Here is an 18,995-nt window from a genome sequence, read left to right as displayed (position 1 = left end):
CCGATGCGCACGGTGAATGTGACGCCCGCATTACGCTGGACGTCTATGTCCGTGCCCCTCGCCGAAGCCCTCCGCCGCGCCGCGAACGTCCTCGCCGAGGCCGGCGTCCTCGATCCCGCCGTGGACGCCGAACTGCTCGCCGGGCACGTCCTGGGCGCGGGGCGCGGGGCCGTGCAGGCGGCGACGATCCGCGGCGACGCGCTCGACGAGGCGCAGGCGGAGGCGCTGGACGCCCTCGTCGCGCGGCGCGCGGCGCGCGAGCCGCTGCAGCATCTCACCGGCACCGCTCCGTTCCGCCACCTGGAGCTGGCGGTCGGGCCCGGTGTGTTCGTGCCGCGCCCGGAGACCGAGATCGTCGCGCAGTTCGCGATCGACGCTCTGCTGGCCGCGGCCTCGCCCGAGCCGGTCGCGGTCGACCTGTGCACCGGATCCGGCGCGATCGCGCTGGCGATGGCGACCGAGGTCCCGCACGCCCGGGTGCACGCCGTGGAGCTGTCGCCGGAGGCGCACGCCTGGGCGCGGCGCAACACCGCCGGTCAGCCCAACCTCGCGCTTGTCCTGGGCGACCTCCGCGACACGCTGGGGGAACTCGACGGCACCGTGGACGTGGTGATCTCCAACCCGCCGTACGTGCCCGACGACGCGATCCCGCGCGACCCGGAGGTGCGCCTGTTCGACCCCGCCCTGGCGCTCTACGGCGGCCCGGACGGACTCGACGTCGTGCGCGCCATCAGCCGGCGCGCCTGGGCGCTGCTGCACCCTGGCGGCACGCTGGTGCTGGAGCATGCCGAGGTGCAGGGTGCCGCGATCCGCGAGCTGCTCGCGGCGGACGGCTGGCGCGCGACCGCCACGCACCAGGACCTCACGCGCCGCGATCGCGCCACGACGGCGATCCGGCCGTAGGCGGGACCGACCCTCGCCGCGGCTGCGCCGGCGGGCCGCGCTCAGCAGTGCGCCGGGGTTCGCCCCGTAGACTGGGCCGGTCATGTCCTCCCTCATCGATACCCGCGACGCGGATCAGATCCTCACCGGCATGCGCCAGGCCCGTCTCGCGATCGGCCGCGGCGACCTGGTCGTGCTCCCCACCGACACCGTCTACGGCGTGGGCGCAGACGCGTTCAGCCCCGCAGCCGTGCAGCGCCTGCTCGACGCGAAGGGGAGGGGGCGCCAGCAGCCGCCTCCCGTGCTCGTGGGCAGCACCGCAACCCTCGCTGCCCTCGTCGAGACGGTGCCCGAGCCCGTGCAGCGCCTCGTCGACGCGTTCTGGCCGGGCGGCCTCACGATCGTGCTGCCGTCGCAGCCGTCGCTCGTCTGGGACCTCGGCGAGACCCACGGCACCGTCGCGGTGCGCATGCCCGACCACAAGGTCGCGCTCGCACTGCTCGAGGAGACCGGTCCGCTCGCCGTCTCCAGCGCGAACCTGACCGGCCGGCCCGCCGCCGTGGACGCCGAGGGCGCTCAGGGCATGCTCGGTGACAGCGTCGCGGTGTACCTGGATGCGGGTCCGGCGACCGGTGGCGTCGCCTCCACGATCGTCGACGCCACATCGCTCGTGCGTCCGGGTGGCGACGATGCGAAGGTGCGGGTGCTCCGCGAGGGCGCGATCTCGCGCGACGCGCTGGCCGGCGTGCTCGGGGATCTGCTCGAAGAGCCGTCCTGACGGTCCTCGGATGAGAGCGACGACGTGAAGCAGTACCTGTTCACCGTGATCCTCACGGCGGCCGTGACCCTGGCGTGCTCGTGGGTGGTGTGGCAGCTGAGCCACCGGTTCAAGCTGTACCAGGGCATCCGCGAACGCGACGTGCACACCACCCCGACGCCGCGCCTCGGGGGAGTGGCGATGCTGCTCGGGATCCTCGCGGCGTTCGCCGCCAGCGCGGCGAGCCCGTTCTTCCACATCATCTGGGCGCAGCCGCAGACGATGTGGTCGGTGCTCGGTGCGGTGCTCCTCATCGCGGTCGTCGGCGTCGTCGACGACCTGTGGGACCTGGACTGGATGATCAAGCTCGGCGCCCAGTTCATCGCGGCGGGACTGGTGACGATCGTCGGCGGACTGCAGATCGCGTCGCTCCCGCTCGCCGAGCCCGTGATCGGATCCAACTGGCTGAGTATCGTCATCACGATGTTCACGATCGTGATCGTCATGAACGCCGTGAACTTCATCGACGGACTCGACGGTCTCGTCGCCGGCGTGTGCCTCATCGCGAACGGCGTGTTCTTCGCGTACTCGTACATCATCGCCCGCGACATCGGGCAGTCCAGCTACTTCAGTCTCGCGCCGTTCATCGCCGCAGTGCTCATCGGCGCCTGCATCGGATTCCTGCCGATGAACTGGAGCCCGGCGAAGCTGTTCATGGGGGACTCCGGGGCTCTCGTGATCGGCCTGCTCATGGCCACCAGCGCCGTCGCGATCACCGGGCAGCTGAATCCCACCGTACTCACCGACGCGCAGATCGGGCGCTCCCAGCTGCTCGGAGCGTTCATCCCGATCCTGCTCCCCGTCGTCGTAGTGCTGCTGCCGCTGCTGGACTTCGGTCTCGCCGTGCTGCGGCGCATGAGCGCCGGCAAGTCGCCGTTCTCCCCGGACCGCAAGCACCTGCATCACCGCATGCTCGACCTCGGCCACCGCGGCCGCGACGCCGTCCTCATCTTCTACGCCTGGACCGCCGTCATCTCCCTCGCCGTGCTGCTGATGTACATCGGCTCGCGCGAGGGCTGGTACGGCGAGTACGCCGCGGGCGTGCTCTTCGGCGTCGTCGGCGCCGGGGCGTGCCTGGTCGTCACCCTCATCCCGTCGCGTCCCCGCGTCCCGCAGAACGTCCCCCAGAAGGAACCGAAATGAGCTCCGCGAGCCCCGTCACCAGCACCCCGATCCTGCGCACCGCGCTGATCGCCTCCGGGGTGGCCGCCGTCGTGCTCGCGGCGGTCGCCGCCGTGATCGGCGGGGTGCTGAAGGGCGCGCCCGGTGTGTGGAGCGGGCTCATCGGAGCGCTCATCGCCGTGGTGTTCGGCGCGATCACCGCCGGCAGCATCCTCATCGCCAACCGGTGGTTCGGTCAGGAGCTGTACGTCCAGCTGTTCTTCGCGATCGTGATGGGCGGCTGGTTCCTCAAGCTCGGCCTGTTCGTGGTGCTGATCCTGGTGCTGCGGGGACAGCCCTGGCTGGAGCCGGTGGTGTTCTTCTGGTCGCTGCTGGCGGGGGTGCTGGTCTCGCTCGCGATCGACGGCGTGGTGTTCCTGAAGATGCGGCTGCCGCACGTCAGCGACACCTCGCTGCCGACCGTCGCGCCGGACGATGTCGCCCCTGCGGCAGGGGAGCGCAACCCCTCCGATCGCGGTCATGACGCGGATTCAGGCAACTCACATGTCTGATAGGCTGGTTCGCGAGCCCGCTCGTCACGCGAGCGCTGCGCTGTGAAGCACATCGACCGACGCCCCGGTAGCCCCCGGTGCCCCGAAGTTGGAGCCCGCGCTGTTTAATCTTGCTGCGACCATGATTCCTCGACTGGCCGACGACAGCGGTTTCCACGGCCCGTCGATGGACGAGTTCTTCCCGGACATCCTCTTCAACGCGTTCGGCGTCCCGGTCCACCGCATCCACCTGGTCCAGTTCGTCTCCGTCGTGGCCGTGGTGCTCATCCTCGTCCTCGGCACGCGCCGGATGAAGATCGTCCCCGGTCGCTTCCAGAGCGTCGTGGAGATGGGCCTCGGCTTCGTCCGCGGCGGCATCGCGCACGACCTGCTCGGCCGCAAGGACGGCGACCGGTTCCTGCCGATCCTCACCACGATCTTCTTCATGACGCTGTTCATGAACATCACGGGAATCATCCCCGGCCTGAACATCGCCGGCACGAGCATCATCGGCGTGCCCCTGCTGCTCGCGGTCGTCAGCTACGTGACGTTCATCTACGCGGGCATCAAGAAGAGCCCGAAGAACTTCTTCAAGAACGCCCTCTTCCCGGCCGGTGTGCCGTGGCCGGTGTACATCATCGTCACGCCGATCGAGTTCATCTCGACCTTCATCATCCGCCCGGTGACCCTCACCCTGCGTCTTCTGATGAACATGGTCGTCGGTCACATGCTGCTGGTGCTGTGCTACTCGGCCACCGCGTTCTTCTTCTTCACCGCGGGCGGCGGCTGGGCCGCGCTCGGCGTCGGAACCCTCGCCTTCGGCGGCGCCTTCTCGGTCTTCGAGATCCTGGTGGCCGTCCTCCAGGCCTACGTCTTCACCGTCCTCACCGCGGTCTACATCCAGCTCGCGGTCGCAGAAGAGCACTGACAACCCCTGCGGGCGGCGAGACCGCCGCCCACAACGAAAGGAAAAATCCGTGGACGCTACTACGGTTCTCGCAGCAGTCAACGGCAACCTCGCGGCGATCGGCTACGGCCTCGCTGCCATCGGCCCGGCCATCGGCGTGGGCATCGTCGTCGGCAAGACGATCGAGGGTGTCGCCCGCCAGCCCGAGCTGGCCGGTCGTCTGCAGGTTCTGATGTGGATCGGTATCGCCTTCACCGAGGCGCTCGCGTTCGTCGGCATCGCCGTCGGCTTCATCCCCTTCCCGTAATCCGCACCCGAATCCCGAAGGAGACAGGATGCTGAACGCTCTTGTCACGAACCTCGCGGCCGAGGGTGAGGCGCACAACCCGCTCCTGCCCGCGTGGTACGACCTGGTCTGGTCGGCGCTGTGGTTCCTCGTGATCCTGCTCGTGGTGTGGTTCTACGCCCTTCCGCGGTTCACGAAGATGCTCGACGAGCGCTCTGCGGCCATCGAGGGCAACATCGCGAAGGCGGACGAGGCGCAGAAGCAGGCCGAGGCCGCGCTGGCGGAGTACACCCGTCAGCTCGCCGAGGCCCGCACCGAGGCCGGCACGATCCGTGAGACCGCCCGCGAGGACGGCAAGAAGATCGTCGCCGAGGCGAAGGAGACCGCTGCCGCCGAGGCCGCGCGTCTGACCGCCGCCGCGCACGCCCAGATCGAGGCGGAGCGTCAGACGGCGTTCGTCTCGCTGCGCAACGAGGTCGGCGGCCTCGCCCTCGACCTCGCCGGCGGCGTGGTCGGCGAGACCCTCTCCGACGACGCACGCGCGACGGCCGTCGTGGACCGCTTCCTCGCGGACCTCGAGGCCTCCGAGGCGGCGAAGTAATGGGCAGCGCGACCGCTCAGGCCCTCACGGCGTCGAGCAGCGCTCTGACCGCCGCGCAGGGGATCACCCTCGACGTCGCCGGGGAGCTCTTCTCCGCCACGCGCCTGATCGGTGAGTCCTCCGCGCTGAGCGGCGCGCTCGCCGATCCCGCAGCCCCCGTCGAGGCCCGCGCCGCCCTGGTGTCGCGGGTGTTCGCCGGCGCCTCCGAGGCTGCGCGCACCGTGCTCACCACGGTCGCCTCGCAGCGCTGGTCCTCCGCCGCCGACCTGGTCGACGGTGTGGAGGAGCTCGCCGTGCGCGCCGCGGCGATCGCGTCGCCGGACGCCGACATCGAGGGCGAGCTGTTCTCGGTCTCGCGCCTGGTCGCCGACAACGCCGACCTCGAGCTGGCCCTGGGCAGCCGCCTGGGCGACGGCGAGGGCAAGGCCGCGCTCCTGCAGAAGCTGGTCGGGTCGAGCCTGCACCCGGCGACGTCGCTGATCGTCACGTCCCTGGTGCGTCTGCCGCGAGGACGTCGCGTGCGCCGGCTGCTGAGCCGGGCCATGCGCATCGTGTCCGCGCAGCGCGACCGCATCGTCGCGACCGTGCGCACCGCCCGGCCGCTCACCGCGCAGCAGCGCGACCGTCTCCGCACGGTGCTGACCGGCCGCTACGGCCGTCAGGTCGCGCTGAACGAGGTGCTCGACGCCGCCGTCGTCGGAGGCCTGCGCGTGCAGGTCGCGGACGACGTGATCGACGGCAGCATCGCCGCCCGCCTCGCCGATCTCCGGCAGAAGCTCGCGGGCTGACAAACGAACTTCGCGCGGTAAGGCCGCGCACCTGTATACAAAGGGAAGACAATGGCAGAACTTTCGATCAGCCCCGACGTCATCCGTGACGCGCTGAAGGACTTCGTCGCCGCGTACGAGCCGACGTCCGGCACGGCGACCGAGGTCGGCACCGTCATCGACGCCGCGGACGGCATCGCGCACGTCGAGGGACTGCCCGGCGTCATGGCGAACGAGCTCGTGACCTTCGCCGACGGCACCAAGGGTCTCGCACTGAACCTGGACGAGCACGAGATCGGTGTGGTCGTCCTCGGCGACTTCGCCGGCATCGAGGCCGGCCAGGAGGTCACCCGCACCGGCGAGGTGCTCTCGGTGCCCGTCGGCGACGGCTACCTCGGCCGCGTGGTGGACCCGCTCGGCAACCCGATCGACGGCCTCGGCGCCATCGCCACGGAGGGTGTCCGCGAGCTCGAGCTGCAGGCGCCCGGCGTCATGCAGCGTAAGAGCGTGCACGAGCCGATGCAGACCGGCATCAAGGCGATCGACGCGATGATCCCCGTCGGCCGCGGCCAGCGCCAGCTCATCATCGGCGACCGCCAGACCGGCAAGACCGCGATCGCGATCGACACCATCATCAACCAGAAGGCCAACTGGGAGTCCGGCGACGTCAACAAGCAGGTCCGCTGCATCTACGTCGCGATCGGCCAGAAGGGCTCGACCATCGCCTCCGTCAAGGGCGCGCTGGAAGAGGCCGGCGCTCTCGAGTACACCACGATCGTCGCGGCCCCCGCGTCCGACCCGGCCGGCTTCAAGTACCTCGCCCCCTACACCGGCTCGGCCATCGGCCAGCACTGGATGTACGGCGGCAAGCACGTCCTGATCATCTTCGACGACCTGTCGAAGCAGGCCGAGGCCTACCGCGCCGTGTCGCTGCTGCTGCGCCGCCCGCCGGGCCGCGAGGCGTACCCCGGCGACGTCTTCTACCTGCACTCCCGCCTGCTGGAGCGCTGCGCGAAGCTGTCCGACGAGCTCGGCGCCGGTTCGATGACGGGTCTGCCCATCATCGAGACCAAGGCGAACGACGTCTCGGCGTACATCCCGACCAACGTGATCTCGATCACCGACGGTCAGATCTTCCTGCAGTCCGACCTGTTCAACGCGAACCAGCGTCCGGCTGTCGACGTGGGCATCTCGGTGTCCCGCGTCGGTGGTGACGCCCAGGTCAAGTCGATCAAGAAGGTCTCCGGAACGCTGAAGCTGGAGCTCGCGCAGTACCGGTCGCTCGAGGCGTTCGCGATGTTCGCCTCCGACCTCGACCAGGCCTCGCGTCGTCAGCTCGCCCGTGGTGCGCGCCTGACCGAGCTGCTCAAGCAGCCGCAGTACTCGCCGTACCCGGTGGAGGACCAGGTCGTCTCGATCTGGGCCGGCACCAACGGCAAGCTCGACTCGATCGAGGTCGAGGACGTGCTGCGCTTCGAGCGCGAGCTGCTCGACCACCTGCGTCGCAACACCGACGTCCTCACCAAGCTCCGCGACACGAACGTCCTCGACGACGACACCGTCGCCGAGCTGGAGAAGGCGACCGACGCCTTCATCCTCGAGTTCCAGGGCGGCAAGGGCCACGGCATCGGCGCTCCCGGTCACGAGGAGCACAGTGCTGCGGACGCCGAGGACGTGAACCAGGAGAAGATCGTCAAGGGTCGCCGCGCGTAAGCGCGGGGGAGTCTTCCGATATGGGCGCACAACTCCGGGTCTACAAGCAGAAGATCTCTTCTGCTCAGACGACCAAGAAGATCACGAAGGCGATGGAGCTCATCGCGGCTTCGCGCATCCAGAAGGCGATGGCGCGTGTCAACGCGTCCTCGCCCTTCGCGCGAGCCGTGACCCGAGCCGTCTCCGCCGTGGCCACGCACTCCAACGTCGACCACCCGCTCACCCGTGAGCCCGAGAACATCCGCCGCTCCGCGGTCGTGATCTTCTCGTCGGACCGCGGCCTCGCGGGCGCCTTCAACTCGCAGATCCTCCGTGAGGGCATGGAGCTCGCCGAGCTGCTGCGCTCCGAGGGCCGCGAGCCGGTGTTCTACCTGGTGGGCCGCAAGGCCGTCGGCTACTTCCAGTTCCGCGGCCTCGACGCTGCGGCGGAGTGGACCGGCGACACCGACACGCCGTCCTTCCACACCGCGGAGGCCATCTCGGCCACCCTGCTGGAGGCCTTCGCGCGCGGTGGCGACCAGGGCGGCGTGGACGAGATCCACCTCGTCTACAACCGCTTCGTCAGCATGATGACGCAGTCGCCGGAGACGGTCCGCCTGCTTCCGCTGGAGATCGCGGAGGCCGACGAGTCCGACACCTCGACCGCGGTCTATCCGCTGTACGAGTTCGAGCCGGATGCGGCCACGGTGCTCGACGCGATCCTGCCGGTGTACATCCAGAGCCGTGTCTTCAACGCCCTCCTGCAGTCGTCCGCCGCCAAGCAGGCCGCGACGCAGAAGGCGATGAAGTCCGCCAGCGACAACGCCGACAAGCTCATCACCGACTACACCCGCCTGCGCAACAACGCGCGCCAGGCGGAGATCACGCAGCAGATCGCCGAGATCGTCGGCGGCGCCGACGCCCTGGCGTCGAGCAAGTAAGACCCTCAGGAGAGAGACGAAATATGACTGACACTGCTACGACGGTCGTCGGCCGCGTTGCTCGCGTCACCGGCCCGGTCGTCGACATCGAGTTCCCGCACGATGCGATCCCCGACATCTACAACGCGCTGAAGACGACGATCGCGATCGGCGACGAGTCGACCGAGATCACCCTCGAGGTCGCGCAGCACCTCGGCGACGACCTGGTCCGCGCCATCGCCCTCAAGCCGACCGACGGCATCGTCCGCGGCCAGGAGGTGCGCGACACCGGCGCGCCCATCTCGGTTCCCGTCGGCGACGTGACCAAGGGCAAGGTCTTCAACGTGATCGGCGAGGTCCTCAACGCCGAGCCCGGCGAGCAGATCGAGGTCACCGAGCGCTGGCCGATCCACCGCAAGGCGCCGAACTTCGACCAGCTCGAGTCCAAGACCACGATGTTCGAGACCGGCATCAAGTCGATCGACCTGCTGACCCCGTACGTGCAGGGTGGCAAGATCGGCCTGTTCGGCGGCGCGGGCGTCGGCAAGACCGTCCTCATCCAGGAGATGATCCAGCGCGTCGCGCAGGACCACGGCGGTGTGTCGGTGTTCGCCGGTGTCGGCGAGCGCACCCGTGAGGGCAACGACCTCATCGGCGAGATGGAGGAGGCGGGCGTCTTCGACAAGACCGCCCTCGTCTTCGGCCAGATGGACGAGCCGCCGGGGACGCGTCTGCGCGTCGCGCTGTCTGCGCTGACCATGGCGGAGTACTTCCGCGATGTGCAGAAGCAGGACGTGCTGCTCTTCATCGACAACATCTTCCGCTTCACGCAGGCCGGATCCGAGGTCTCCACGCTGCTCGGCCGCATGCCGTCCGCGGTGGGCTACCAGCCGAACCTCGCCGACGAGATGGGTGTGCTCCAGGAGCGCATCACCTCGACCCGCGGTCACTCGATCACCTCCCTGCAGGCGATCTACGTGCCGGCCGACGACTACACCGACCCGGCTCCGGCGACCACCTTCGCGCACCTCGACGCGACCACCGAGCTCTCGCGTGAGATCGCCTCGAAGGGTCTGTACCCGGCGATCGACCCGCTGACCTCGACCTCGCGGATCATGGACCCCCGCTACCTGGGCGAGGACCACTACCGCGTGGCCACCACGGTCAAGCAGATCCTGCAGAAGAACAAGGAGCTGCAGGAGATCATCGCGATCCTCGGTGTCGACGAGCTCTCCGAAGAGGACAAGATCGTCGTCGCCCGCGCGCGCCGCATCCAGCAGTTCCTGTCCCAGAACACCTACATGGCGAAGAAGTTCACCGGTGTCGAGGGCTCCACGGTTCCGCTCAAGGACACGATCGAGTCGTTCGACGCGATCTGCCGCGGTGACTTCGACCACGTCGCCGAGCAGGCCTTCTTCAACGTCGGCCCGATCTCGGACGTCGAGGAGAAGTGGGCGCAGATCCAGAAGGAGAACGCCTGATCATGGCGCTGCACGTCAGCCTCGTCTCCGCCGACGCGGAGGTCTGGACCGGCGAGGCCAGCCTCGTCGTCGCGAAGACCGTCGAGGGCGAGCTGGGCTTCATGGCCGGGCACGAGCCCGTGCTGGCCATCCTCGCCGAGGGGCAGGTCCGCATCACGCAGCTGGACGGCACCAAGGTGCTGGCCAGCGCGCGCGACGGCTTCGTCTCGATGGAGGGCGACTCCCTGACCATCGTGGCGGGCAACGCGGCGCTCGTCGCCTGATCCACCACCTCACGCCGGCGCCGGATCCCTTCGGGGGTCCGGCGCTCGCGTTTCCCCGCCCTGCGCCCCCGAGGAGTCCGCCCATGATGATCCTGCTGCCCCCGAGCGAGACCAAGCGCCCGGGCGGGAGACGGGGCCCCGCCGTTCCCGCGGCATGGGCGCTGCCCGGCCTGCTGCCGCAGCGCACCCAGGTACGTGACGCGCTCGAGGCGCTCGCGGCGGATCCCGAGGCGACACGACGGGTGCTCAAGCTCAGCGACAAGCAGCTCGACGAGGCGGTGCGCGACAACGCGTCCCTCGGCGACGGCCCCGTCATGCCGGCCGTCGACCGCTACACCGGCGTGCTGTTCGACGCGCTCGATGCCGCCTCGCTCGACGGCTATGCCCGGCGGTGGCTCGGCGCGCACGTGCGGATCCATTCCGCGCCGTTCGGCCCCGTCGGTGCGCTGGACGCGATCCCGTCGTACCGTCTGGGCGCGGCCGCTTCCGTGCCCGGGCTTCCTGCCCTGCGTCGGCTCTGGGCCGACGCGGTGACCGCCGAGCTCGCGGCGACGGACCCCGGCTTCGTGCTCGACCTGCGCTCGGAGGCCTATGTCGGGCTCGGACCCGTGCCGGCCGAGGTGCCGTCGGCGTACGTGCGGGTCGTCACCGCGCAGGGCAAGGCGCTGAACCACTTCAACAAGCATGCGAAGGGCGCGCTCGTGCGCCGCCTCGCACAGGAGCGGCCGAGGATCGCTTCGCGACGGAGCCTGCTGAACTGGGCCGCTCGCTCGGGGATCGAGCTCCGGGATGCAGGCGACTCCGGGATCCTGGATCTGGTCACCGATCAGCCGACGGCCCGCAAATAGTTGCTGAGTACGACGCCGGGACACGGTATGGTGTTTCGCGTCGAAGCACCCAGCTGATTCTCAGCCGGGGCTCCTCGATGCGAAGGCATCAACAACCGATTCCCGGAGGGAAACATGGACTCTTACGGAGACAGTTCCGCACTCGCGGCTGCCTATCTGATCGCCGCGTTCACGTGGTTCATCTTCGCCATCATCTTCTACGTGCTCGGCTCGCTCTTCCTCATGAAGATCTTCGAAAAGGCCGGCGTCGAGGGCAAGTGGCGCGCGTGGGTGCCGTTCTACAACGTGATGATCTTCCTGAAGCTCGGCGATCTGAGCCCGTGGCTCGCGTTCGGCTTCCTGCTGGCCTGGGTGCCGGTCCTCGGCTGGCTCGTGAGCATCGCCATGGCCGTCGTCATGGTGCTCGCCGCGTGGCGCGTGGGCCTCAAGTTGCAGAAGAGCAGCCCCTGGGTCGTGCTCTACATCTTCCTGGCCATCGTGTGGCTCGGCATCAACGCGTTCGACAAGTCGCGCTGGAACCCGAACATCGCGCCCGCGTCCTGGGCCGGCAACGGCTTCCTCGCGGACCGCACGGTGTGGCAGGGCATCCCGGTGCAGCCGTCCGCGCAGGCTCCGGCCGCGGGCTACGGCGCCCCGCAGGGCTACCAGCCGCCGGCCGCTCAGGGCTACGCCCCGCCGCAGCCGGGATACGGTCAGCCTGCCGCCCCGCAGGCTCCCGCCGCTCCGCAGGCGCCGACGTTCCAGCCGCCGGCCGCTCCTCCCGCGACGCCGCCGGCACCGCCTGCGCCGCCCGCACCGCCGGCCGCCAACCCGGACGCGCCCGCCACGGGCGAGCAGCCCCCGGCCTGACGCCCTTCCCGCAAGCCCCGGTCCTCGGACCGGGGCTTGCGGCGTCCCCGGGGTGCCGACCCGCCCAGCCGGACATGGCCTGTAGTTTGGAGGCATGAGCGCTGAACGTCGAGTCGGATCGTCCGGGCTCCTAGTCTCCGCTGTGGGGCTCGGATGCAACAACTTCGGACGGGCGGGAACGGCGACGGAGACGCTGCAGGGCACGCGGGAGGTCCTGGATGCGGCGATCGACCACGGCGTCACCTTCCTCGACACCGCCGACATCTACGGCAAGGACCCTGGCCTCAGCGAGACCCTGATGGGGGAGGCCCTGGAGGGACGCCGCGATCGCGTCGTGCTGGCCACCAAGTTCGGCTACGCCGGCGTGGACCTGGGGTACGACTTCCCGGCGGCGCGCGGATCCCGTCGCTACATCCGCAAGGCGGTCGCCGAGTCCCTGCGCCGTCTGCGCACGGACTGGATCGATCTCTACCAGCTGCACTGGCCCGATCCGCTGACGCCGATCGAGGAGACCCTCGATGCGCTCGACGAGCTCGTGCGGGAGGGGAAGATCCGCTACTTCGGGCACTCCAACTTCAGCGGCTGGCAGATCGCGGAGGCGGAGCTGCGCGCCTCGCGCAGTGCGCGGTTCATCTCGTCGCAGAATCAGTACTCGTTGCTGTCCCGCGCCGCGGAGCGAGAGGTGCTTCCGGCGGTGAACCGTTTCGGACTCGGGTTCTTCCCGTTCTTCCCCCTCCACAACGGACTGCTCACGGGCAAGTTCACGCGAGAGGGAGGACCGGCGCAGAGCCGCATCATGCGTACCAGGGCCCACCTCTGGAAGGACGCGCCGTGGGACGCGCTGGACGCCTACCGCGCCTTCTGCGATGAGCGCGGCATCACGATGCTGGAGGCGACGTTCGGCTGGCTGCTCGCGCAGCCCGGCGTGGCATCCGTCATCGCCGGGGCGACCTCCGCGGAGCAGATCGAGGCGAACGCCCGCGCCGGCACCGCGTGGACGCCCACGGCCGAGGAGATCGCCGCGATCGACGCGCTGCTTCCGCTGCCCGCGGATCCGGCCGTCTGAGCCGCGAGAGGCTGGTCGGATCCATTACGATGTGGGAGATTTCAGCGGTCGTTCCGATCGCCCGAGGAAAGGGAGGATCGCGGTGAGCCAAGGTTCTGCGGCGCACACGCACGAGGTCGCGCTGGCGTCCGGCGACACGGTCATCCTGAGCTGGGCGGGCGCGACCGACACCGGTCGCCGGCGGGAGAGCAACCAGGATTCGCTGCTCGCCGAGTTCCCGCTCTTCGTCGTCGCCGACGGCATGGGCGGGCACGCCGGCGGTGAGATCGCGAGCCAGCGCACCATCGCCCGCCTGCAGGAGGCGGTCGGCGCAGGCGAGGTCTCGCCGGCGACGATCGAGTCGGCGCTCCTCGCCGCCGTGCAGGACATCACCTCGCACCCTGACACCACGGACGAGGGCACCGGCACCACGCTCACGGGCGTGTTCTTCACGGTCATCGACGACGACGCGCACTGGGTGTCGCTCAACATCGGCGATTCCCGTGTGTACCTGCTCCGCGACGGCGCGCTCAGCCAGGTCACGACCGACCACTCGGTCGTGCAGGAGCTCATCACGGCAGGGCGCCTCAGCCCCGAGGAAGCCGAGGGGCATCCGTACAGCAACGTGATCACCCGGGCCGTCGGCGTCAGCGAGGCGCTCCCGCCGGACTACCGCGAGTTCGCCGTGCACGACGGCGACCGCTTCGTCATCTGCTCCGACGGTCTCACCAAGGAGCTCACGGACTACGGGATCCAGCACTTCCTCGGTCTCAACCCGACGCCGGACGCCGCGGTCGACGCGATGCTCGGCGCCGCGCTGGAGAACGGCGGACGCGACAACGTGACCATCATCGTGGTGGACGTGCGGCGCATCCCCGCCGGCTCGGACTCGTCCTCCACAGCGCCGATCCCCGTCGACTAGCGCACCGAAAGCGCGAGCGGGCTCCCGCGCTCGCGTCGGAGGCGATGGGATGGCGGCATGGAAACCGCCGAGACGATCGCCCTTCCCGCGGCTCCGGCGCCACCCGCCCGCGGCTCGCTGCCCCTGGTCGCCGCCGTCGTCCCGGTGGTGTCCGGCGTCGTCCTGTTCGCCGTCACCGGATCGCCGCTCTCGTTGTGCTTCGCCGCGCTCGGTCCGGTGATGATCCTGGGGTCGTTGCTGGACGGCGTGCGCCAGCGCCGGCGTGCCCTGCGCATCAGCCGGGCCGAGGAGGCGCACGCGTGGGAGCGGGTGGCGGAGACGGTGACCGTCCGGGAGGCGGAGGAACGGGCGCGACGGCTCCGAGCGACCCCTGATCTCTCCGCATGCCTCGCGGATCCGCCCACCCGGCCGATCCTGCTCGCGGAGAGGACGGAGCTCGCCGTGGGGCGGGGCGACGGTCCCTCGCCGCTGCGTTTCAGCGGTGCGGGGGATCGGGCGGAGGGATTCCGCGCGCAGCATCGCACGGTTTCGGGCGTCCCCGTGACCGTGCTGCTGTCGGACGGCTTGTGTGTGCGGGGGCCGGCGCCGGTCGCGACGGCGGTCGTCCGCGCGCTGCTGCTGCAGCTCAGCCTGCGCCACGCCGGCGGGGCGATCCGTCTCGACGGGGATGGCGCGACGGCCCTGGGGCTCGATGAACTGACCCCTGCGCACGGATCCCGCGGGGGCGCCGTCGTGCATGTCGGGCTGGGGCGAACCGCGTCCTCCGGTCCGCGCCTCTGTCTGCGGGAGCCCGGAGCGCCGCCGCCCGCCGGGTACCACGCGGTGCTCGACGTGACGGAGCCGTGCGGTGCCGTCCTGCGCACGGCAGAGGGAACGCGTGACTGCGTCGCGGAGGGCATCTCTCGTGAACAGGCCGCGGAGATCGTGCGCGGTCTCGTCCAGGAGCGCGGTGCGGAAGCGGTCATCCCCGTCGCCGTCAGCCTGCGCGAGGTGCTGGCAGCGCCGGCGGAGGACGGCACCGCGTCCGCGGGCACCGCCGGATGGTCAGGACTGCCGGCGGCCCTCGGACGCGACGCCGAGGGAGCGGTCGCCGTCGACCTCGTGGCCGACGGACCGCACGCCCTCGTCACCGGCGTCACCGGCGCGGGCAAGAGCGAGCTCCTCGTGAGCTGGGTGGCGGCGCTGGCGGCGGCGTACTCCGCCGAGCAGCTCGCTTTCGTGCTCGCCGATTTCAAGGGCGGCACCGCGTTCGAACCGCTGCGGGCGCTGCCGCAGGTGGCCGCCGTCATCACCGACCTCGATGCGGATGGCGCCGAGCGCGGGGTTCGCAGCCTGCGCGCTGAGCTGCGTCGCAGGGAGGCCGTGCTGGCGGAACACGGTGCGCGCAGCGTCACCGACGCGCGAGGAGCGCTCGGACGGCTGGTGATCGTCGTGGACGAGTTCGCCGCGCTGGTGCAGGAGCATCCCGACCTCGCAGCGGTGTTCACCGACATCGCTGCGCGAGGACGCGCGCTGGGAATGCACCTGATCCTGGGCACGCAGCGCGCCACCGGGGTGATCCGAGACGCGCTCGCCGCGAACTGCCCGCTGCGGATCGCGCTGCGGGTCACCGACGCCGCCGACAGCCGGGCCATGGTCGGCACCGACGAGGCCGCAGCGCTGCCGGGTGATCTCGCCGGACGCGGGCTCGCCTACGTGCGGCGTGCGCAGGACACCGCGCCCGCCGCATTCCGAGTCGCGCGCACGGCGCCCGAGGAGCTCTCGGAGATCGCGGCCCGGTGGCGGAGTGACCGGCGCGCCGCCAGCCCATGGCTTCCTGCGCTGCCCTCGCGGCTGCACCGCGCGGAGCTGCCGGCGGCCGAGCCCGGCACGATCCTGCTGGGACTCGCCGATGAGCCGGAGCGGCAGTGCCAGCTCATCCGCACTCTGCGCGCGGGGGAGGACCGCGGTCTCTCGGTGTTCGGCGGTCCGGCGTCCGGAAAGAGCAGCCTGCTGCGCAGCGCCGTGGAACAGGTGCCCGACGGGCTGCTGCTGCCGCGGGATCCGGAGCGGGCATGGTCCCTGCTCGACGAACTGGCCGACGGGCGGCGTCCGTTGCCGCGGTTGCTGGCACTCGACGACGTGGATCGGCACCTCGCCGCGTTCCCCCTCGAGTACGCCTCGGCATGGTGGGAGCGACTGCAGCGGGTGCTCCGAATCGCCGCCGAGCGCGGGTGCACGGTGCTGCTCAGCGCCTCACGGTGCACCGCCCAGCTCTCCGTGCTCGCCGACCTCCTGCCGGCGCGGGTGCTCCTGCGCGCCTCCAGCCGCACCGAGCACCTCACCGCCGGAGGCGATCCGCGCGCGTACGATGCTGCGCGCCCGCCCGGCAGGGGGATCCTGGACGGCGTGGAAGTGCAGTTCGCCCTGCCCGCTCGGCGGGGCGCCAACGGCCGCGACGATGCGGAAAGCAGTGGCGGTGCGGGCACGCAGGAGCAGGGCGTGCCGCTGTGGCAGCCGCGGGCCGATCTCGTCGGCGTGGTGAGCACGGCGCCGGCGCGCACCGCCGAAGTGCTGGCGGCCCGGTTCGGACCGGGCGTCGTGCAGGTGCTCGCCGACGGCGCGCCCGTCGTTCTCGCGGAGGGCGGGAGGGGCCTTGACGGGCTCGTGATGCTCGTCGGCGACGCGGAGGCCTGGCAGCGGCAGTACGCGCTCTGGCAGCGCGTACTGCGCACCGGGGAGGCGCTCGTGCTCGCCGAGGCGGGGCGGGAGCTGCGCACGCTCGCCGGCGTGCGCAGCTCCCGCCGTACGCGCTCACGCACGCGGGGCGGGCCTGGACCGTAGGCGTGGACGGAAGGCCGTCCCGCGTGGTCCTGCCCGCCCCGCGCGAGGAGGTCAGCCCAGCAGCTCGTCCAGCGGCGTGAGGGGCAGATCGTGCGCGGTCGCCACGCCGGCGTTCGCGATCTTGCCACCGGTGACGTTCAGGCCGGCCGCCAGTGCGGCGTCGGCGCGCAGGGCCGCCTGCCAACCGCGCGAGGCGATCTGACGCACGTAGGGCAGCGTCGCGTTGGTCAGTGCCGAGGTCGACGTGTTCGGCACGGCGCCGGGCATGTTGGCGACGCAGTAGAACACCGTGTCGTGTACGCGGAACGTCGGGTCGTCGTGCGTCGTGGGGTGGGTGTCCTCGAAGCAGCCGCCCTGATCGACGGCGATATCGACGAGCACACTTCCCGGACGCATGTCGGCGACCATGTCGTTCGTGACCAGCTTCGGTGCCTTCGCGCCCGGGATCAGCACCGATCCGATGACGAGGTCCGATCCGACCACAGCACGGCGCAGATCCAGCGGGTTCGACGCGGCGGTCTTGACCCGGCCACCGAAGAAGTCGTCCAGGTAGCGCAGGCGGGCGATGTTGGTGTCGAAGATCGTCACATCGGCACCCATGCCGGCCGCGATCACCGCGGCGTTGGCACCGGCGACACCGCCGCCGATCACCGTGACGACCGCGGGCCGGGTTCCCGGCACACCCGACATCAGCAGGCCGAGGCCGCCCTGAGAGCGCATCAGCGTATTGGCGCCGACGAGCGGCGCGAGGCGACCCGCGACCTCGCTCATCGGGGCGAGCAGCGGAAGCGCACCGGAAGCCAGCTGCACCGTCTCGTAGGCGATCGCGGTCATGCCCGACTCGGCGAGCCGGTCCGTCAGTGCGCGATCGGCGGCGAGGTGCAGGTATGTGAACAGCACCAGGTCGCTGCGGAAGCGGTGGTACTCGCTGGCGATCGGCTCCTTCACCTTCAGCACCAGCTCCGCGCGGGCCCATACCTCGTCCGCGTCGTCGAGCAGCGTCGCTCCCGCCTCGCGGTAGTCGTCATCCGACATCGAGGAGCCGGCGCCGGCGCCGGACTGCACGAAAACCTCATGACCGGCGAGCGCCAGATCGTGCACACCCGCGGGGGTGAGCGCGACGCGGAACTCGTTGTTCTTCACCTCGCTGGGGACCGAGATCCTCATCGTGGCTCCTTTCCTTTTCCCTGATGGGCTTGCCCGCCCGCGGGTTCTGGCCCCTTCTGGGGGCGCTCAGATTCCGGCGCCGGGGCGGATGGCCCCGACGTCGCTGCCGCCGCCGAGGACGGCAAGAGGAAGGGCCGAGGCGAGGCTGTCCACCTGCGCGTCGGTCAGCGCGCCCGCGCGGGCGAGCAGGGTCGCCGCGACGATGGTGGCGGCGCGGCCGGATCCGTCCAGCATCTTCAGCGCGAGGGTGGTGCCGTCCGGGGCGACCATGACCATCACGCCCTCCGCACCGTGCTTGGCGAAGACGCCGAGCTTCTCGATGGCGATGGTGTCGGGGCGGCCGGGGCCCTCGATCGTCCACGGGTTCTCGCGCACCGTGCGCACCAGCGCGCCGGCGACCCGGTGCAGTGCGAACGGGGATCGCTCCGAGGCGCTGCCGATACGGTGCAGCGCCCGGGCGAGACCGGTCAGCGTGAGCGCGTGCACGGGCGCGCCGCAGCCGTCGATCGCCGTGGCCGCCACGCGCTCGCCGCTGAGCCGCTCGACGGTCTCCTTGATGTGCACCTGCAGCGGATGCTCCGGGTCGAGGTAACCGGCGGTCGGCCAGCCGTTCGCCACGCAGGTGCGCAGCATCGTGGCGTGCTTGCCCGAGCAGTTCATCCGGATCCGCGCCTTCCCGGCATGGTCGCGCACGAGCTCGTCCCGGGTGGCGGAGTCGCCCGGCCAGTCGGCGGGGCAGGCCAGATCGTCCTCGGTGAGCCCGCCGGCGGCGAGGATGTCGCGCACCACGGCCGCGTGGCGGTCTGTGCCGATGTGGCTCGCGGTGGCCAATCCCAGCTGCTCGCCCTCGAGGGGCGCGCCGGCGGTCAGGCATGCGACGGCCTGCAGCGGCTTCAGGCTCGAGCGGGGCAGCACCAGCGCCTCCGGATTGCCGTGACGGGCGATGATCTCGCCCTCGGGCGACAGCACCACGGCGGCCCCGATGTGGCGGGATTCGATGAACCCGTTCCTCTCGACGACGGCGAGTTCCACGGCATCCTGGACGGTCAGAGTCTGCACCACGAAGGCAAGCC

Annotated in this window: 19 protein-coding genes; 17 read left to right on the top strand and 2 right to left on the bottom strand. The window is 70.6% G+C overall.

Annotated elements, in window-relative coordinates:
- Positions 1-45: 45 nt before the first annotated feature.
- From prmC to AERO9AM_RS12160, 17 genes are all read left to right on the top strand, one after another.
- Positions 46-903, top strand: coding sequence for a peptide chain release factor N(5)-glutamine methyltransferase (prmC, locus tag AERO9AM_RS12240; protein WP_159576389.1), 858 nt, complete (start codon positions 46-48; stop codon positions 901-903).
- Positions 904-985: 82 nt separating this feature from the next.
- Positions 986-1,660, top strand: coding sequence for an L-threonylcarbamoyladenylate synthase (locus AERO9AM_RS12235; RefSeq protein ID WP_159576388.1), 675 nt, complete (start codon positions 986-988; stop codon positions 1,658-1,660).
- A 24-nt stretch (positions 1,661-1,684) separates the two neighbouring features.
- A complete protein-coding gene (locus AERO9AM_RS12230; protein WP_159576387.1) occupies positions 1,685-2,842 on the top strand; it encodes an MraY family glycosyltransferase in 1,158 nt (385 codons plus the stop codon).
- The gene (locus AERO9AM_RS12225; RefSeq protein ID WP_159576386.1) at positions 2,839-3,372 is read left to right on the top strand and encodes a hypothetical protein; all 534 of its coding nucleotides are present in this window, start codon (positions 2,839-2,841) and stop codon (positions 3,370-3,372) included. Before AERO9AM_RS12230 ends, AERO9AM_RS12225 begins: the two co-directional genes overlap by 4 nt.
- 121 nt (positions 3,373-3,493) lie before the next feature.
- Positions 3,494-4,279 (top strand): F0F1 ATP synthase subunit A, encoded by a 786-nt coding sequence (atpB, locus tag AERO9AM_RS12220; protein ID WP_159576385.1) that lies wholly within the window; start codon positions 3,494-3,496, stop codon positions 4,277-4,279.
- A gap of 49 nt (positions 4,280-4,328) precedes the next feature.
- Positions 4,329-4,565: an ATP synthase F0 subunit C gene (atpE, locus tag AERO9AM_RS12215; RefSeq protein WP_045251710.1), complete on the top strand. Its 237-nt coding sequence runs from the start codon at positions 4,329-4,331 to the stop codon at positions 4,563-4,565.
- A gap of 28 nt (positions 4,566-4,593) precedes the next feature.
- Positions 4,594-5,145 carry a F0F1 ATP synthase subunit B gene (locus AERO9AM_RS12210; RefSeq protein ID WP_159576384.1) on the top strand — a complete coding sequence of 184 codons (552 nt, stop codon included), beginning with the start codon at positions 4,594-4,596 and terminating at the stop codon, positions 5,143-5,145.
- Positions 5,145-5,933, top strand: a complete 789-nt coding sequence (locus AERO9AM_RS12205) for a F0F1 ATP synthase subunit delta (protein ID WP_159576383.1) — start codon at positions 5,145-5,147, stop codon at positions 5,931-5,933. Before AERO9AM_RS12210 ends, AERO9AM_RS12205 begins: the two co-directional genes overlap by 1 nt.
- 51 nt (positions 5,934-5,984) lie before the next feature.
- Positions 5,985-7,625 (top strand): F0F1 ATP synthase subunit alpha, encoded by a 1,641-nt coding sequence (gene atpA / locus AERO9AM_RS12200; protein ID WP_159576382.1) that lies wholly within the window; start codon positions 5,985-5,987, stop codon positions 7,623-7,625.
- Between the two features lie 20 nt (positions 7,626-7,645).
- Entirely contained in the window at positions 7,646-8,545 is a 900-nt protein-coding gene (locus tag AERO9AM_RS12195) for a F0F1 ATP synthase subunit gamma (protein WP_159576381.1), read from the top strand.
- Between the two features lie 23 nt (positions 8,546-8,568).
- Positions 8,569-10,005, top strand: coding sequence for a F0F1 ATP synthase subunit beta (atpD, locus tag AERO9AM_RS12190; protein ID WP_159576380.1), 1,437 nt, complete (start codon positions 8,569-8,571; stop codon positions 10,003-10,005).
- A 2-nt stretch (positions 10,006-10,007) separates the two neighbouring features.
- Positions 10,008-10,268: a F0F1 ATP synthase subunit epsilon gene (locus tag AERO9AM_RS12185; RefSeq protein ID WP_159576379.1), complete on the top strand. Its 261-nt coding sequence runs from the start codon at positions 10,008-10,010 to the stop codon at positions 10,266-10,268.
- A gap of 83 nt (positions 10,269-10,351) precedes the next feature.
- On the top strand, positions 10,352-11,116 hold the full coding sequence (locus AERO9AM_RS12180; RefSeq protein ID WP_159576378.1) for a YaaA family protein: 765 nt from the start codon (positions 10,352-10,354) through the stop codon (positions 11,114-11,116).
- A gap of 114 nt (positions 11,117-11,230) precedes the next feature.
- Positions 11,231-11,965, top strand: a complete 735-nt coding sequence (locus AERO9AM_RS12175; protein WP_159576377.1) for a DUF5684 domain-containing protein — start codon at positions 11,231-11,233, stop codon at positions 11,963-11,965.
- A 94-nt stretch (positions 11,966-12,059) separates the two neighbouring features.
- Positions 12,060-13,031, top strand: a complete 972-nt coding sequence (locus AERO9AM_RS12170) for an aldo/keto reductase (RefSeq protein ID WP_159576376.1) — start codon at positions 12,060-12,062, stop codon at positions 13,029-13,031.
- Between the two features lie 82 nt (positions 13,032-13,113).
- Positions 13,114-13,932 (top strand): PP2C family protein-serine/threonine phosphatase, encoded by an 819-nt coding sequence (locus AERO9AM_RS12165; protein ID WP_159576375.1) that lies wholly within the window; start codon positions 13,114-13,116, stop codon positions 13,930-13,932.
- 57 nt (positions 13,933-13,989) lie between these two features.
- A complete protein-coding gene (locus tag AERO9AM_RS12160) occupies positions 13,990-16,755 on the top strand; it encodes an FtsK/SpoIIIE domain-containing protein (RefSeq protein ID WP_159576374.1) in 2,766 nt (921 codons plus the stop codon).
- A gap of 51 nt (positions 16,756-16,806) precedes the next feature.
- Here AERO9AM_RS12160 and ald read toward each other — a convergent pair whose 3' ends face one another.
- Both ald and AERO9AM_RS12150 read right to left on the bottom strand, forming a co-directional pair.
- Positions 16,807-17,922 carry an alanine dehydrogenase gene (ald, locus tag AERO9AM_RS12155; protein WP_159576373.1) on the bottom strand — a complete coding sequence of 372 codons (1,116 nt, stop codon included), beginning with the start codon at positions 17,920-17,922 and terminating at the stop codon, positions 16,807-16,809.
- 66 nt (positions 17,923-17,988) lie between these two features.
- Positions 17,989-18,984 (bottom strand): asparaginase, encoded by a 996-nt coding sequence (locus tag AERO9AM_RS12150; RefSeq protein WP_236602599.1) that lies wholly within the window; start codon positions 18,982-18,984, stop codon positions 17,989-17,991.
- Between the last annotated feature and the right edge of the window lie 11 nt (positions 18,985-18,995).

Source organism: Microbacterium sp. 8M, from assembly GCF_902506375.1.
GTDB lineage: Bacteria > Actinomycetota > Actinomycetes > Actinomycetales > Microbacteriaceae > Microbacterium.
This window is presented reverse-complemented; position numbering and strand designations above follow the sequence as displayed.